This is a genomic window from Filimonas lacunae (genome assembly GCF_002355595.1).
GTDB lineage: Bacteria > Bacteroidota > Bacteroidia > Chitinophagales > Chitinophagaceae > Filimonas > Filimonas lacunae.
The window spans coordinates 3,181,283-3,195,692 of sequence record NZ_AP017422.1 but is presented as its reverse complement, the minus strand read 5'-3'; the positions used below and the strand labels follow the sequence as shown (position 1 = coordinate 3,195,692).

The following is a 14,410-nucleotide window of genomic DNA, read 5'->3' as shown; positions in this document are numbered from 1 at the left end:
TGGCCGCGAAATTGTTTAACTGGTTTGCAACAATTGCTTACGGTATTCCCGCGGACTGGCGCCTTTTATCTTTTTAAAATATTTATTAAAATGACTTTCATCTGTGAAATTAAATTCAAAAGCTATTTCACTAATGCGTTTATCGCTGTGTTCCAGCCGGTGTAATATTAGCTTCATTTTATAATTGGCAATATACTGCTGCATGGTATCACCGGTATGCTGTTTAAAATAGCGACTGAGGTAGGCGGGAGAAATATGAAATAGCTGGCTGATATTTTCGGCGCGAAGCTTATCCGGCTCGTAAATATGCGCCTGTATGTAGTGTAATATATCCATCGCCTTCTCTTCGGTTTGTTCGGTCACAGCGGCGGGTTGGTACTTGGCAATATTACGGGCTACTACAATAATGAGTGTGTTTACCAGTTGCTGTATCAATTCCTGGTTGTATATATCGCGGTTTACAAATTCCCGTATCATGGCATCAACCATGGGGCGTACCAATTGCTTATCCACCTGATTTTTTAATATACAACCTGGCTGATGATTGGCGTTTTGCAGTATAAACTCCAGTCGTTGAATGTTCTCTTTAGGTAGTCCACCCTCGGTAAGGTAGATGTTGTTAAAACGCAGGAAAAAGAAAGAGGTAGTAGTGTTTACCTCAAAAGAATGGCAATCTTCGGGCGTGATCAGGAACATATGCCCCTCGGTATACCTAAACTGGCTTTTGTTAATACACTGCACTCCCGAACCAGAGACGATATACACCAGTTCAAAGAAATTATGCTTGTGTGCCTGCTTAGGCCCTTCGTCCAGGGTTTGAAAAGCGATAGAAAAAGGCTCGTACAGGTTTTCTTTTTGCATACTGCTTGATTTCACCCATAAAGGTGTTTGTGATGCAAATATACCAATTTGCGTAAAATATATACCATTTTTACGGCACCTGGCTGGTATAGTTTTGTCTTATCAAAATAACGCAAAATGAAAGCAATTGTATTACACCAGCCCGGAAGCATAGCAGCATTACAGATACAGGAAGTAGCTAAACCAACCCTGCAACCGGAAGAAGTGCTGGTACAGGTAAAAGCCATCAGCATAAACCCCGTAGACGTAAAAAGCCGTGCCGGCAAGGGCGTATATGGACGTATAAAAGAACAACAACCATTGATACTGGGCTGGGATATATCGGGTGTGGTAACAGAAAGCAACAGCAGTGCTTTTAAAGTAGGGCAGGAAGTGTTTGGGATGGTAAACTTTCCCGGACACGGTAAGGCATATGCAGAATATGTAGCTGCACCAGCATCACATCTGGCCTTAAAACCATCCAACATAACACACGAAGAAGCGGCAGCAGCCACACTGGCGGCATTAACCGCTTACCAGGTGCTGTTAAAACAAGCGAATGTACAGGCAGGACAACAAGTGCTGGTGCATGCCGCAGCTGGTGGTGTAGGACATTATGCCGTGCAGATAGCCAAGCACCTGGGGGCTTATGTAGTAGGTAGTTCTTCCGATAAAAACAAAGAGCAGGTGTTGCAACTGGGAGCAGATGGACATATTAACTACCACGGATATGATTGGGGAAACAGTCCTTACCAATTTGATACAGTGCTGGATACTATTGGTGGAGACAATATTGATCATTCTCTGGAAGTAACCAAAGCCGGTGGTACTATCGTAAGCATTCCCTCTGGTTTAAATGAAGCGGTTACAGAAAAGGCAAAAGCCAAAGGGGTAAATGGTTATTTCTACCTGGTACAAAGTGATGGAGAAGATATGAAAGTGATAGCAGACTACCTGCAACAAGGAATTATACGCTCTGTTGTATCGCAAACCTTTGCCTTTGACGAGATGGGTAAAGCGCACGAACAGGTAGAGAGTGGCCGTACAGTGGGTAAAGTGGTTGTTACGTTGTAACGGGGTATCATGCAGGATACCGGTAACGGGTACAAACAGCAGCCGGCATGGAGATTCCACGGCCGGCTGTTTTGTATATTTACCTTTTTAACCATCGCCTGAAAAGTATGTTCGAGGTTTTTCTGCAAAAGTTCAATGAGAAAGTAAAGCTGACTCCGGAAGAAGAAGCTTGGGTTGTGCAGCAGCTGACACCTAAAAAGCTGCTGAAAAAGCAGTACCTGCTACAGGAAGGCGAAGTGTGCAAACAGGTGGTTTTTGTGGAAAAAGGCGCTTTACGGGCTTTTGTGCTGGATGGCAAGGGGAATGAGCATATCACCGCTTTTGCGCTGGAAGGGTGGACGATGGGCGATCTGTGCAGCTTTATGAAAGAAGAACCTGGTACCTTAAACATTCAGGCGCTGGAAGATTGCGATCTGCTGCTTATTAGTAAAGCTGCGCACGACCTGCTGCTGCAAACCCAGCCTAAATACGAGATCTATTTCAGGATATTGATGACAGAAGGCTATATGGCCCTGCAAAGGCGTACTACCAATTTGATAAGCCTGTCGCTGGAACAGCAGTACAAGGCATTTACCGAAACCTATCCCAACATTGTGCAGCGGGTGCCGCAACACATGATAGCCTCGCATATGGGGCTAAAACCCGAAACGCTCAGCCGCATACGCAGCCGGATGAATGCCGATAAGGAAAGCAAAAGCATTGATTAAAATCAACGGTTTTTATTGCCCGAAGTCATTGTACCGGAAGGGCAGGGTGGGGTACCTTTGTAGTATCGTCAATAACTGGAAATAATGGAGCGTAAGAAGTTTATTCAAACATTGGCAACAGGAGTATTAGGTATGACAACACTTTCCGCATTCAAGAATTTCACCGATGGTCTGGAACAGCAGGAGCATTTAATGCCTGTTTTGTTTGTAGGGCATGGGTCGCCTAAGAATGGTATAGAAGATACAGAATTCAGCCGCAGGTGGACACAGATGGCCAAGGAAATACCCACACCTAAGGCGGTGCTGGTGGTATCGGCACACTGGTTTACCCAGGGTACTAAAATAACAGCGATGGATTTTCCCAAAACTATTCACGATTTTGGTGGGTTTCCTAAAGAGCTGTTTGATGTACAATATCCCGCACCGGGTAACCCGGCGCTGGCAAAAGAAACTGCCGGACTGATTCACTCAGCGCATGTAGAGCTGGATCATGACTGGGGCCTGGATCACGGTACCTGGACTATTATAAGGCACATGTACCCCAAAGCCAATATACCGGTGTTACAGTTGAGCATTGATTATTCCAAAGGCCCGCAATATCATTACGAGCTGGGAAAAGAATTGGCCGCACTGCGTAAAAAAGGGGTGTTGATTATCGGCAGTGGTAACATGGTGCATAACCTGCGCATGGTAGCCTGGGATAAACTCAACGAAAAGGAATATGCTTACGACTGGGCAGCGCAAATGAACAATACGTTCAAATCACTGATTCAGGAAGGGAATCACCAATCGTTGATCCAATATAACCAACTGGGTAAAGAAGCCCTGCTAGCCATCCCTACGCCTGAACACTACCTGCCATTGATGTACACACTGGCATTACAGGGTAAGAATGATGCGGTTTCGTTTTTCAACGACAAAGCAGTAGGCGGTTCATTGACTATGACCTCTGTAAAAATCGGATAATGAACAACGGAAGAGTAATGCTGGCAGGTCTGTTCCTGTTGGTAACTGTGTTTGTATGTAAAGTAGAAGCAATGATGAATGTAACGATAAAAGAAACCGGGGCAGATAGCCTGGTGTTACAATACCTGGTACGTGAACCGCAGGTTAAACCTGCCAAACATAAAGCCGTGATATTATTGCATGGCGTGGGTAGCAATGAAGCCGATCTGTTTGCGCTGGCTGAACAGCTACCTCCCGATTATTATATTATTTCGGCACGTGGCCCGCTGACTTTAGGCGCCGATCGATATGCCTGGTACCAGGTTGACTTTTCTACAGGCAAGCCAGTTTTTAATGCTCAACAGGAACAAAGCAGCCGTGAGTTAATACGCCGGTTTATGCACCAGGTAAAGCAAAAATACCAGTTGGCAGAAGTGTACCTGGGCGGCTTTAGCCAGGGAGCTATTATGAGCCTGAGCATTGGCTTGACGCATCCTGATGAAGTGCAGGGAGTAATGGCATTAAGCGGCAGGTTACTGGAAGAAGTAAAGCCATTGGTTACTGCCAGCCCTGCTTTGCACCAATTGAAAGTGTTTATTTCCCACGGCACACAGGACAATACATTGCCTGTTACCTATGCCCGTGAGGCAAAAGCCTTTTTGCAACCGTTACAGCTGCCTGTAAGTTACCACGAGTATACAGGAATGGGACACCAGATCAATGCAAGTGTGCTGGCTGATTTAAATGGGTGGTTGAAACAGTAAGCTACACCACTTCCAATTCCGGCAAATTCAACCATTCAAAAGGTTCTGTTTTCCTTTTGTCATCCGGCCTTGGCTTGGTGGTACGTATGGTATGCACCGTATAATATTGCATTTCCTCTGCCGGCATTTCGTAGTGTAATATTTCCTGAATTTGCATATCGTTTAAACCTTCCTGCAGCCATTGCAATTCCAGTTCTTTGGTAAGGAACAGTGGCATGCGGCCTGAATTAGGGCCATTGTTATGTATCTGGCGCATTAGCCTGTTGGCGGCGCGGGTTATAATAGTGAAGGTACCCGTGAGTTCGCCGGTTTCTTTATTGGCAAAAGGGGAGTAGTGGAATAAGCCTGGCAAACAGAATAAAGAGCGCTGGCGCAATTGCACATGATAGGGGATTTTGTTTTTAAAGCCTGTTACATTGCGGTGTTCATATATGCCGGTAACCGGTATCAGGCAACGGTGCTGACGAATACGCCGCCAGAACGAACGGGTGTCATCAATAATCTTCTCCGACTGGGCATTACACATAAAAGATCGCCCCTTTTTTACATCTTCCGGCGTTTTAAAATAGTCCGGAATAACGCCCCATTCAAATGGTTGTAGTGTTAACTGTCCGCCATTGTTTGTAATGATAGGAAAAGGCTGGTATGCCTGTGCCTGCACATGATCGGAAGTAAAATCAATATTTACCTGCGGATCAACGTGGAGGCCTGGAAAGTAATCTTGTACGTGTCGTATGTTGCTGGTAAAGCTGATGTCGTAACACATGGTTTGGTAGTTTCAAGTGCTGATAATCTTGTCTGTGCCTGTTGGCCACCCAGCCTGAAAGTAACAAAAAGTTCTCCAAACTGCAATTCCAATTGAGCTTTCACTGTTGCCGAAGCAGTTGGTTTCCAGTTAGTTTCACTATCAATATAACTTTTAGCTGCATTGGCTATGCGTTTATCATTTTTCAAATTCACCTTATTAGGGTCATCTGTAAAGGCTGCATACAGCACATATTCGCTGTAAGGCTGACACATTTCTGCCAGTTTTGCTAAATGTTTTGGGTTTTGCAGGTCGATAATTGCCGCCCATTTGTCTGTAACCTTAATATTCTGGTAGTGAGTGCTAGCCTGAACCAGATCTGGATAGTCAGTCAGCAGCAGCGGCAGCTGTTCCGTAGAAGGAAGCTTGCCGCGATAGTACTGCTGGGCCACGAGGTAGCGCACCTTCATGTTAGCAAATCCAGGCAACATGTCTGTTTTAAATTTAGTGAGTGGGTTATACATACCTCATTTGTTTAACGATATTGGATTTTAAAACGGCAATTCAAATATACTAACTAATTTAGCATTTGCATCAGGAAGGGGTGTTAAGAATTCACACAATTGTGTTTTTGATTCACTTTGGAAATGAAGCCCTTGGCATCATTGATAAAAACGACATCAGAGCTACCATCGTTAGCCATAGAACAGGAATATTTAACAGGAGCTGCAGAATCAAATCTGGCGCGAATATTAAAGTTGGTTACACTGATAACAAATTGTCCCTTTGAAATAGAAACCATTGCGTCAGTTGAGCCATCCTTTTTTCTCAGTTGAATGTAACCGTCAGAGCCACCCTGATAAGGAAAGTCAAAATTAAGTTGGTTGTCAGATTTGACAGAAGCATTTACTACGCTTTTGGAAGTCATAGCATCAGTAGATGAATCGATAGACCAGTTGCTTTTCGGTACTTCACTTACAGTAGAAGCTTCTGAAATGAGTACGGCATGAATTTTACTGTTTATATGTTGGCAAACATGCTTAAATCTGTTACTTATGAAAACAACTCCACTACAAAACACCGTACGCATTATACTGGGTACTTTTCTCACCTTTGCGGGCATTAGCCATCTTACGTTTGCCCGTAAAGAATTTCAGGCCCAGGTGCCACCCTGGATTCCTGTGAATACAGATTTAGTAGTAGTGTTATCTGGTATTGTGGAAATTATGTTAGGCACCGCATTAATAGTACTGGTAAAACAACGTTCTATAGTTGGCTGGATTGTGGCTTTGTTTTTTGTGCTGGTGTTTCCGGGCAATATTGCCCAGTTGACCGAACACAGGGATGCTTTTGGATTAAATTCAGACCTTGCCCGCTGGCTACGGCTACCTTTTCAACTGGTGTTGATTGGTGCCGCTTTATGGGGTACGGGTGCCTGGCAGCGGTGGCGGCAAAGTCGTTCATAAAAGCTACCAGGTAATTATAAAGCCACTTTAAAATACTGCGTAGTGGTATCCTGGTCATCAATCAACGGTTTTAGTTTTACCGCAAATGAATGGTTATCAATCCAGGCAATGTTTTCAATCAGATTATCAGTTAGTTTCCTGGTTTTGAAATGGGTATACATATTCCTTCCGTGATCATTTATTTTCCATACAGAAATATAGGCCCCACTCTTCAGGTATAAGTCGGTGGCATAAATCAGTAACAGCCGCTGATCAGGGGAGGGCAGGGGAACATCGCAGGAATTGTCAAAAGTGCTTTCCAGGTTGTAAGTATAACCCGAAGCGCTATCTATCAGTAACAGGCTGCTTACTTCATTAGCAGCAGACACGTCATCTACAACATATGTTTTTAGAGAAGGAATATACCCTTTATAATAGGCGTAATTTTCATAGTTGGTATCATCATTCACAAAAGTTACTACACGGCTGGTGGTATTCAATTTTAAGCCATGTGGAGTTCGGGTTATTTGAACACCACTGGTATCTATGTTCGGGGTATAATACTGAAAATATTTATCAAATTGTTTAGCAGTAATGGGTTCAGGCTCTTGTATAGAAGTGGAGTCTGTAGCCTCAAAATATCCAAGGTAGATAATGTTGGTATCCTGCTTTTCTTCCAGGGAGTCTAAAGCGGGGGCTATCACTGACGGTGAAGTGGATGTAACTGGCAAACTATCTTGGGAAACAGTGTTTTGTGCAGGAGTGTTTTTTACCTGAGTGTCACAGGCGGCCAATAGTACCAGGGCCAGAAGGAAAAAAGGTTTAGTCATAAGATATAAATGTAAGTAAATATGTGTTTTACTTTTTCATAATAAAGACGGCTGCTTCTACTCCTGAAGAATAGCCGCCTTTGTTATATGCCGGATAGTTACGGGTAAAATGTATAGGATTAACCGGCTAGTTGCCTTAGTTGTGTTGCATCATACGGTAATTGATATTTACGGAATATCTCAGCATGGTTTACAACACCGGGATTTTTGTCCACTATGTCAGCTGATAAAAGCAGGGCTTGTTTACGTGTCGGCGTTATGTTTTCCAGCGATGCCCGCTGCCAGAATAATATAGAAAAGAGGGCATCAAAAAGTGTTGTCAGTGTTAATATATTGGCTTCAGGCAACATCGCTAAAACTGGTGCAATCTTGTGTTCCTGCTTGTCGGCATCAATGTATCTCAATACCCCCAAAATATATTCTTCGATATGATAAGAGTAGGTATAAGGATTTAACTTAAAAAAATCCTGTTTTAATGGGGCGGGGTGTATAAATACCTCAATGAGTTCCATAATCCATGGCGTTTTTGATTCTCCCTCGGCAGCCATCACCAGATGTGCCGCTAATATCAGGCGAAGCAGTTTTTCTTCTGTGGATTCCCATATAGCTGAAAACTCGGTAATTAAGGTAGTGCTCTGGTCGGTTTCTACATACAGTATTGCCAGTGTAAACAGCGCATAACTTCTTTTGAATGTAGAAAGAGCAGTGTTGTTGTATATTTTCCATAAAAACACCACTGTTTCGGGCGCTGTACGGCCGGCATGCAACAACAGGTAAATGCCCTCTAATGCAAATTTGTCATCGGGATGGGCAGCGCGTTGGTAAAAAGCAGGAATGGATGCCTGTAATTTTGTGGTCAGGTTCTCATAGGCATCCTTGCCTTTACGAATTGTAAGACGCGACATGATGAGAAATAAAAATTTCACCACGCGTGTATGCACCTCACTTTCCGGGGTATATCTGGGTAACAAGGTCGCCAGTATTTCCCCCACTTTATAAGTGGCTTTATACACAGCCTGGCCTATTTCTTCATCCAGTACATCGAAGCAGTGATCGCCCAATTCCGGGTCTTCTTCTGCCAGTAGTCCATTGATAAATATGGGTAATTCGCCACCATCACCGGTGTCGGTATCCAATTCTTCCCAATCTGTTTTATCCAGTTCTTCCTGTAAAAATGCGGGGATGGATAAGGTGTAAGGCCTTTTTCTTACATCAGGTTGCTCGTGTGTTTCAGGTTGTGACATGGTTTAGGTTTAAGAGTGGCGATAAAGATAGGGGATGTTATATAATATACATTTTTTTATCAAAAAACCGCTCCGTATTATCACGAGACGGCTTTTACGTTTACCCAACAGATGTGTAACAGGTGCTATTGCACCACTACTTTTTTGCTGACCGTTTTTCGTCCATAGCTTACCTGTATAATATAAAAACCAGGTACAAGCTGTTTACCGGCTACAGCGGTGGTTTGTCCTTTTACCGTTTGCCTTTCTGCTACCTGGCCCGATGCATTGGTAACTGTGATAGTAGCAGTTTGGTTAGCAGCTACCTGCGAAAGCGTAATGGTAAAGCCCTGACCACGGGTAACGGGGTTAGGGTAAATATTGATATTGGCAGGCATATCGGCACCCGGAAGGCTGTCTGTAGAAACAGCCGTGCCGGTAGCAGGCTCTGTATTATTAGCTACACGTGCCGATGCCCCCAGGTAAGTAACATTCCATTTCTGGCAATTACAACCATTATAATCGTACAATGCTAATTGTGTACCGGCTGTAGTGGACGCATTAGGAACTTCAACAACCCGGTTGCCGTTGACCGATTCAAACACCAGGCTACCGCTGCCTGTTCTTTGCAGGCGGAATTGCTGACAGCTGCCGCCCCAATAGGAATACAGATCCAATGCAGCGCCGTTGGCCGAAGAGCAGTTAAGAACATCTGCCGCCAGGCCCCCCAATGCACAGGTTATTTTATATACGCCATTACCCAGCGTAGCAAAGTCCCACTTCTGGCAGGTAAGTCCCGAGCTGGTGCCCTGGGCTATAGCCTGTAACGACGCACCCGTGCAACCCCAGGCATCCCATACCAGGCCGCTGTTGACATTGGTTACCGTATACCTTCCCGCGGCTATCCAATCATAAGTGATAAACGGCCAGTTATTATTCCACCCCATATTGGCGATACCTAAAGTAGGTGTGCCGCTGGCTGCACCATTATAATAATGGTGTGTAACGAAGTTGAAACCGTTTTCCTGGTAATATCCCACGTGACCGGGGCCTATATAGTTACCGGTACTGCTCATTACCGTGGTACCACCGCCACTTAGCAAGCTTACCCCGTTCTGATCGGTGTATGGGCCAGTAGGACTGGAGGCCCGTCCCATTTGTACATAATAAGTGCTGCTGGTGCCGTTGCAACATACGCCCCTGTTATAAAACAGGTAATAGTAGCTGCCATTGCGGATAACATAGGCAGCTTCGTGTTCGCTGCTGCTGCTACCAGCTACGTTGGTTAACGTAGTGTTGAGTCTTTTGCCGGTGGAAGTGTTTAATTGCGCCATCCATATACCGGTAAGGTGCGAACCAAAGGCCAGCCAGTAGTTGCCGCTGGCATCAGAAAACACTGCAGGATCAATGGAACCGTAGGTACTGGTAGTAGTAGAATATACCACCACACCCTGATCTGTCCAGGTGCTAAGGTCGGTGCTGGTAGCTACACCGATAGCGCAGGGACGGCCACCGGTACTGCACGAGTAATACATGTAATATTTACCATTCATGTACACACATTCAGGCGCCCAGAAAAAGCCGGCAAAGCCAGAAACATACGTATTAATCCAGCTGGGCCAGGTTCCGGAAGCAAATACGGTTCCGGCAACAGTCCAGTTGATTAAATCGGTAGAAGTTAGGTGATAAATCTGGTTGCCGGTGCCCCAGACATGATACACCCCGTTTCTTTTAATAATGGTAGAAGGGTCGTGAATGCCGGTAGCCCCCTGCAATGCCTTGGCAGGATGACTAAGGGCGGCAAGTAAAAAGAATACCGCTGCTATACAGCATGAGCGTAGCAGCCCGCTAATGCAGGGTAGCATTTCTTTTTTCATAATCGTTACTTTTTAAAAATGAATATTGGTAGTGGGTAAACGCTGACTATAGTGCATGCCTTTGCGCATGCAGGAAATGCATAAAAACTGATATGATAAGAGAGAAGTCAGGAAAAGAACCGTATTCCCGGGTAGAAATGAATGTAAAGCAATCTCATATGGCTAAGTTTAGTGTTTTTGGCAAAATCGTTACATGGCATAATAAACCATTCTAAAAATAAATTATTCTATAAGCAACTATAGGGCAAAATGACTCAAAATTGCGATGTTTTGTCTCATTCCGTAAAAGTGGCATTTTTCTATGCTAAAATGGTCAAAGAGTACACTAATGCAATGGAACAGCAGTCGTATAAATACCACCACGTAGGCTTTATGCTAAAAAGATAATAAACAAAAAAGGGTTGTTTCTTTTCGCTAAAAAAGAAACAACCCTTTTTATATGATCAGCCCTTTATGTATTAGCTTCCTGCGTCGGGAAAGCTTAGTATTTTAAAGGCTTCAATTCACCGAATATGTGACTGATGCCCACAGGGTTGAGGGATGGAGGTGCGTTTCTTGTTTTGTGACAGGTAAAACAGCTCCTGGTATTTGACTGAAAATAGGTTTCCATGGTACTGTTGGCCAATGTGTTGGTTCCGATAGAAACACCAGGCTCCTGGTGCTGCTGGCTATATACATTACCGTTGGGCGCGGTACCACCAAATGTCCAGGTGGCACCTATAAACAGGTAGTTTTTCCTTACGTCCTTACCCAGTAAACTGCGAATAGAGTTGTTAATGGATAATATTTTAGTATTGGATACATAGGTAAAGGTATCTTCCTGGTTAGACAGGTTACCAACACCAGGTGTGGTACCCCATGGACACCATTGTTGCGTGTTGCTGGCCTTAATGGTAGTGGAAGCAGCAGTGATAGTATCATTTTTACTTTTTGCCTGCGACACGTTTGCTTTGGTGTCCAGTGCATTAGTGCTGAACAACCAGCCAGTGCCGGTATCGGCAGGTGCTGTAACCAGTTGCTTTTTACTGTTCTGGTATTGGTAAGCGATGTTGGGCGCATTACTCTGATGTTCAAAGGTTGCCCATACCAGTTCAGGATGTCCGGCTACGCTACCTACTACGTGAACTCCCACCAGGGCCACAGATACGGTTTTAGTACCTTTGGGCAGCCATCTGGCCGGGTTGGAAGTATCATATTTAGTTACCCTGGCTATCATTCTGATATAACCCGTGCTGTCGTCCAGCGTACTGGTTTCTACCCATGATGATTTAAACTCCATTGCCAGAGCGTTTGAGTCAGGTAAGGTAACTCCAGACTTACGAGCCAGTTTACAGATGGAATCCAGGGTGGCGGCAGTAGTAGGAAAACGGCTGTTGTTAATCAATCCCTGTTTGGCAAAAGTGAGATAGTTGGCATATACATCATTTACAATAGTAAGATAATATACCAGTGCCCCATTGCGCGATAACAAAGCATCACCGGTGGCCTGCCCGCTTTCTGAATCTACCAGGTTACCGGCAGCATCCAGGTAAATGGTTTTATTACCTGCAGTAAACCTGGTTACTATCTGCTGCTTGTTAAAACCTGCATGAATAATGGCTTTCGGATGTTGAATTACTTTACCACCCGCATCTAAAAACTCAAACTTCCCGTTCGGCGCTTCTCTTACCTGCGCTACTTGCGCAGCCGCTCCATTGGCAGCGGTTACCAGTTTTTTACCATTGGGTTGCTGCTGAAAATCTTCTATTTCAAACAACTGTCCGCTGGTAGAACGCATCACAGGCAAGCCATTTGGGCCTGTTTTATTTACCCCGCTGCTTAATTGCAGCGGCTGGCCCGGAACGTGCGGTATAAAGTGTCGCTCTTTGTTTTCTTCGGAAGACACATCATAAAAGAGCGGAGTTTCCATTACCAGCTTACCGTTGCCTGCTGGTGAGGTAAGCCACAGAAACATTTGTTCCGACCATTTATAAAAATCACAGTTGTTGCTGGAAGGAAATGTAACGCTATTGGCGTGCTTTACCTTACCGCCTACGCTGGCCTTACCACTTTCAAACCAGCCATCAAACTCGTTTGGCGATACCGTGCAATAAGCAAATACATCCGATGGCAGGGGAGTAGAAGAAGGTTTATAAGAGGCAGTAAGTGCCTGCGAGTGGTTTTCATTGCTGCCGCAAGCCCACACACCTGCCAGCAACAGGGTAACACCAGCAGCTATCTTCAATTGTTTTTTCATACTTGTAATGAGGGTTATTCAGTGATCTCTAAAATATATGGTTTATGTTCTGTGGCGCTTAAAGCTTTAAACTGTCCAAAACGAAGTTTATTTTGCTGTTCGCGGCCTACAATTTCAGCGGTGAAAGCTCTTTCCTGTACTTCTTCTTTGCTATAATGTTGCAGGCTAATGCTACCCAATACGTTAAGGTGCAGCTGACAGTTGGCACAGCCTGCCACCTTCCAACGGCTAAGTACAGAGTGATACCCTTCCAGTATTCTATCTTCTCCTTTCTGCGAATAGATAGCTACCACAAAAGAGCCACTGATGCCACTACGCGTGATGCCGGAAATATGTAGCTTCTGGTTACTTTTTAATGCTATTGGCTGAGTGGCTTTTAATAAAGTATGCGATTGAATGCCAGCCGACAGTGAACCTTCGCTATAGGTATAGTTTAACTGGGTTTCAATATTTACACAATCATCAGAGATAAAGAAACTGCCATCCGGTTTGGTAAAGGGATTTAATGTGGTTTGCATGGTAAGCGTTTCATTGAGCGACTGACCATTGGTAGGCCCCTGACCATTACCATTATTAAAACTGTTGTTTGTTCCCGGATCGTTGGGGTCATTAATAATTTCCAGTGAGTTGGTATAGCCATGCTTTAGTTGCCACAGCCAGAACATACGGTCTATATTACAATGGTGGAAAAAGAAAATAGGATCCAGACCGGCTGTATCATTCTCGCCCATATCGCCATTGGCGCCAGGTATTTGTGAAAAGTCAGCTGCGGGGCCACCATTATTCACAGCAGGTGGCAGGTTAAAGCCGCCTACAGATAAGTGAATGTCGTTATGCGGCGATTCCAATGCCACCACGTGTTTTTGACCGGGTATTTTACTGTAATAAGCAGCAGACTGCGTGTTAGAAAAGGCATTATAATTAGGCGCATCCAGGCAATCAGCAAAAGCTTTGGCCACACCGGCAGGGCGGGTTTGTAATTTATCTTTTCCAAACGCTGCTTCCGGTACATAATACACCGGGTTGTTAATCCACTGCAATACGTTGGCATTTAAGATAGCCGTGTTAGTATTGTAATCGGGAAACATAGCATTATGCTTATTGGTAGTTTTTTGAAAATCTTCTGTACCAACCAGTCCCGATAAAGGATAGCGAACAGTGCTATATCCTTCAGGCTTGGAATATACACTGCCATCACCGGTTACCGTATCCGTAAAACCTGCGGTAAAGGTGAAAGAAGCCAGGGGATTTTTGATCGTGTTGCCATCATGCCATATATCTTGCGCTAACAGGCATTCAGGAACGGCATCTCGAAAAGTAAAGAACTCTTCTGTTAAGGCATGAGGTATACCATATTTAATAGAGTAGTTGTCCGTTTCATCCCAGTAAGGCAACATGACATCTTCACAGCCGGGTGTGCTTTGCAAAGCCTGCTCCAGGCGATACAGGTAAACGCGGTGCCAGGTAGGGAATAATACGTTAGCGTGGTTGCAGTAGCCACCCCACCATTCCGGGTTAGTGGCGCCTTCACCAGCAAAGGGCTCGCCATGATAGCCGCCAATGCAAAAGAAGGAGTTAAGGTCGGTAGCGGGTAAAGCTTTTATATACGCCCAGGCAGTAACTACTTTTTCCAGTTCGTTGCTGGTACCCAGTTCATATTCGCGTTGAATTTCAAGTATGGAACGGCGAACGCCTGTATTTCCAGATTGTTTCATTGTTGGTTG

Annotated in this window: 14 protein-coding genes; 5 read left to right on the top strand and 9 right to left on the bottom strand. The window is 44.6% G+C overall.

Annotated features, from left to right (window positions below; translation table 11 throughout):
• Positions 1-15 precede the first annotated feature (15 nt).
• Positions 16-861, bottom strand: a complete 846-nt coding sequence (locus FLA_RS12800; protein WP_076380914.1) for an AraC family transcriptional regulator — start codon at positions 859-861, stop codon at positions 16-18.
• Positions 862-978: 117 nt separating this feature from the next.
• Here FLA_RS12800 and FLA_RS12795 point away from each other — a divergent pair, with 117 nt between their 5' ends.
• The 4 genes from FLA_RS12795 to FLA_RS12780 all read left to right on the top strand — a co-directional run bounded on the left by FLA_RS12795 (position 979) and on the right by FLA_RS12780 (position 4,330).
• Positions 979-1,914 carry an NADP-dependent oxidoreductase gene (locus FLA_RS12795; protein ID WP_076380913.1) on the top strand — a complete coding sequence of 312 codons (936 nt, stop codon included), beginning with the start codon at positions 979-981 and terminating at the stop codon, positions 1,912-1,914.
• A gap of 107 nt (positions 1,915-2,021) precedes the next feature.
• Positions 2,022-2,621: a Crp/Fnr family transcriptional regulator gene (locus FLA_RS12790; RefSeq protein WP_076381041.1), complete on the top strand. Its 600-nt coding sequence runs from the start codon at positions 2,022-2,024 to the stop codon at positions 2,619-2,621.
• Positions 2,622-2,705: 84 nt separating this feature from the next.
• Positions 2,706-3,587, top strand: a complete 882-nt coding sequence (gene ygiD / locus FLA_RS12785; RefSeq protein ID WP_231940434.1) for a 4,5-DOPA-extradiol-dioxygenase — start codon at positions 2,706-2,708, stop codon at positions 3,585-3,587.
• Positions 3,587-4,330 carry an alpha/beta hydrolase gene (locus FLA_RS12780; protein ID WP_197705891.1) on the top strand — a complete coding sequence of 248 codons (744 nt, stop codon included), beginning with the start codon at positions 3,587-3,589 and terminating at the stop codon, positions 4,328-4,330. The genes ygiD and FLA_RS12780 overlap by 1 nt, the downstream gene beginning before the upstream one ends.
• A 1-nt stretch (position 4,331) precedes the next feature.
• Here the strand turns inward: FLA_RS12780 and FLA_RS12775 are convergent, their stop codons facing one another.
• The 3 genes from FLA_RS12775 to FLA_RS12765 all read right to left on the bottom strand — a co-directional run bounded on the left by FLA_RS12775 (position 4,332) and on the right by FLA_RS12765 (position 6,003).
• Positions 4,332-5,096 carry an SOS response-associated peptidase gene (locus tag FLA_RS12775; protein WP_076380909.1) on the bottom strand — a complete coding sequence of 255 codons (765 nt, stop codon included), beginning with the start codon at positions 5,094-5,096 and terminating at the stop codon, positions 4,332-4,334.
• The gene (locus tag FLA_RS31160; RefSeq protein WP_144264105.1) at positions 5,015-5,599 is read right to left on the bottom strand and encodes a hypothetical protein; all 585 of its coding nucleotides are present in this window, start codon (positions 5,597-5,599) and stop codon (positions 5,015-5,017) included. The genes FLA_RS12775 and FLA_RS31160 overlap by 82 nt, the downstream gene beginning before the upstream one ends.
• Before the next feature lie 83 nt (positions 5,600-5,682).
• On the bottom strand, positions 5,683-6,003 hold the full coding sequence (locus tag FLA_RS12765; RefSeq protein WP_076380907.1) for a hypothetical protein: 321 nt from the start codon (positions 6,001-6,003) through the stop codon (positions 5,683-5,685).
• A 127-nt stretch (positions 6,004-6,130) separates the two neighbouring features.
• Between FLA_RS12765 and FLA_RS12760 the strand changes: the two genes are divergently transcribed.
• On the top strand, positions 6,131-6,541 hold the full coding sequence (locus FLA_RS12760) for a DoxX family protein (RefSeq protein ID WP_076380905.1): 411 nt from the start codon (positions 6,131-6,133) through the stop codon (positions 6,539-6,541).
• A gap of 14 nt (positions 6,542-6,555) precedes the next feature.
• On the opposite strand, the gene FLA_RS12755 is transcribed toward FLA_RS12760, so the two are convergent.
• The 5 genes from FLA_RS12755 to FLA_RS12735 all read right to left on the bottom strand — a co-directional run bounded on the left by FLA_RS12755 (position 6,556) and on the right by FLA_RS12735 (position 14,401).
• Entirely contained in the window at positions 6,556-7,350 is a 795-nt protein-coding gene (locus FLA_RS12755) for a hypothetical protein (protein WP_076380903.1), read from the bottom strand.
• A 119-nt stretch (positions 7,351-7,469) separates the two neighbouring features.
• Complete coding sequence (locus FLA_RS12750; protein WP_076380901.1) at positions 7,470-8,594, bottom strand: hypothetical protein; 1,125 nt, start codon at positions 8,592-8,594, stop codon at positions 7,470-7,472.
• Between the two features lie 125 nt (positions 8,595-8,719).
• A complete protein-coding gene (locus FLA_RS12745) occupies positions 8,720-10,450 on the bottom strand; it encodes a family 43 glycosylhydrolase (protein ID WP_076380899.1) in 1,731 nt (576 codons plus the stop codon).
• 481 nt (positions 10,451-10,931) lie between these two features.
• Positions 10,932-12,686: a hypothetical protein gene (locus FLA_RS12740; RefSeq protein WP_076380897.1), complete on the bottom strand. Its 1,755-nt coding sequence runs from the start codon at positions 12,684-12,686 to the stop codon at positions 10,932-10,934.
• A gap of 14 nt (positions 12,687-12,700) precedes the next feature.
• Entirely contained in the window at positions 12,701-14,401 is a 1,701-nt protein-coding gene (locus tag FLA_RS12735) for a tyrosinase family protein (protein ID WP_076380895.1), read from the bottom strand.
• Between the last annotated feature and the right edge of the window lie 9 nt (positions 14,402-14,410).

What these genes read in the sequence shown, in the direction of transcription:
- FLA_RS12800 (WP_076380914.1), bottom strand. Translation starts at nt 861, where the DNA reads ATGCAAAAAGAAAACCTGTACGAGCCTTTTTCTATCGCTTTTCAAACC.
- FLA_RS12795 (WP_076380913.1), top strand. Translation starts at nt 979, where the DNA reads ATGAAAGCAATTGTATTACACCAGCCCGGAAGCATAGCAGCATTACAG.
- FLA_RS12790 (WP_076381041.1), top strand. Translation starts at nt 2,022, where the DNA reads ATGTTCGAGGTTTTTCTGCAAAAGTTCAATGAGAAAGTAAAGCTGACT.
- ygiD (WP_231940434.1), top strand. Translation starts at nt 2,706, where the DNA reads ATGGAGCGTAAGAAGTTTATTCAAACATTGGCAACAGGAGTATTAGGT.
- FLA_RS12780 (WP_197705891.1), top strand. Translation starts at nt 3,587, where the DNA reads ATGAACAACGGAAGAGTAATGCTGGCAGGTCTGTTCCTGTTGGTAACT.
- FLA_RS12775 (WP_076380909.1), bottom strand. Translation starts at nt 5,096, where the DNA reads ATGTGTTACGACATCAGCTTTACCAGCAACATACGACACGTACAAGAT.
- FLA_RS31160 (WP_144264105.1), bottom strand. Translation starts at nt 5,599, where the DNA reads ATGTATAACCCACTCACTAAATTTAAAACAGACATGTTGCCTGGATTT.
- FLA_RS12765 (WP_076380907.1), bottom strand. Translation starts at nt 6,003, where the DNA reads ATGACTTCCAAAAGCGTAGTAAATGCTTCTGTCAAATCTGACAACCAA.
- FLA_RS12760 (WP_076380905.1), top strand. Translation starts at nt 6,131, where the DNA reads ATGAAAACAACTCCACTACAAAACACCGTACGCATTATACTGGGTACT.
- FLA_RS12755 (WP_076380903.1), bottom strand. Translation starts at nt 7,350, where the DNA reads ATGACTAAACCTTTTTTCCTTCTGGCCCTGGTACTATTGGCCGCCTGT.
- FLA_RS12750 (WP_076380901.1), bottom strand. Translation starts at nt 8,594, where the DNA reads ATGTCACAACCTGAAACACACGAGCAACCTGATGTAAGAAAAAGGCCT.
- FLA_RS12745 (WP_076380899.1), bottom strand. Translation starts at nt 10,450, where the DNA reads ATGAAAAAAGAAATGCTACCCTGCATTAGCGGGCTGCTACGCTCATGC.
- FLA_RS12740 (WP_076380897.1), bottom strand. Translation starts at nt 12,686, where the DNA reads ATGAAAAAACAATTGAAGATAGCTGCTGGTGTTACCCTGTTGCTGGCA.
- FLA_RS12735 (WP_076380895.1), bottom strand. Translation starts at nt 14,401, where the DNA reads ATGAAACAATCTGGAAATACAGGCGTTCGCCGTTCCATACTTGAAATT.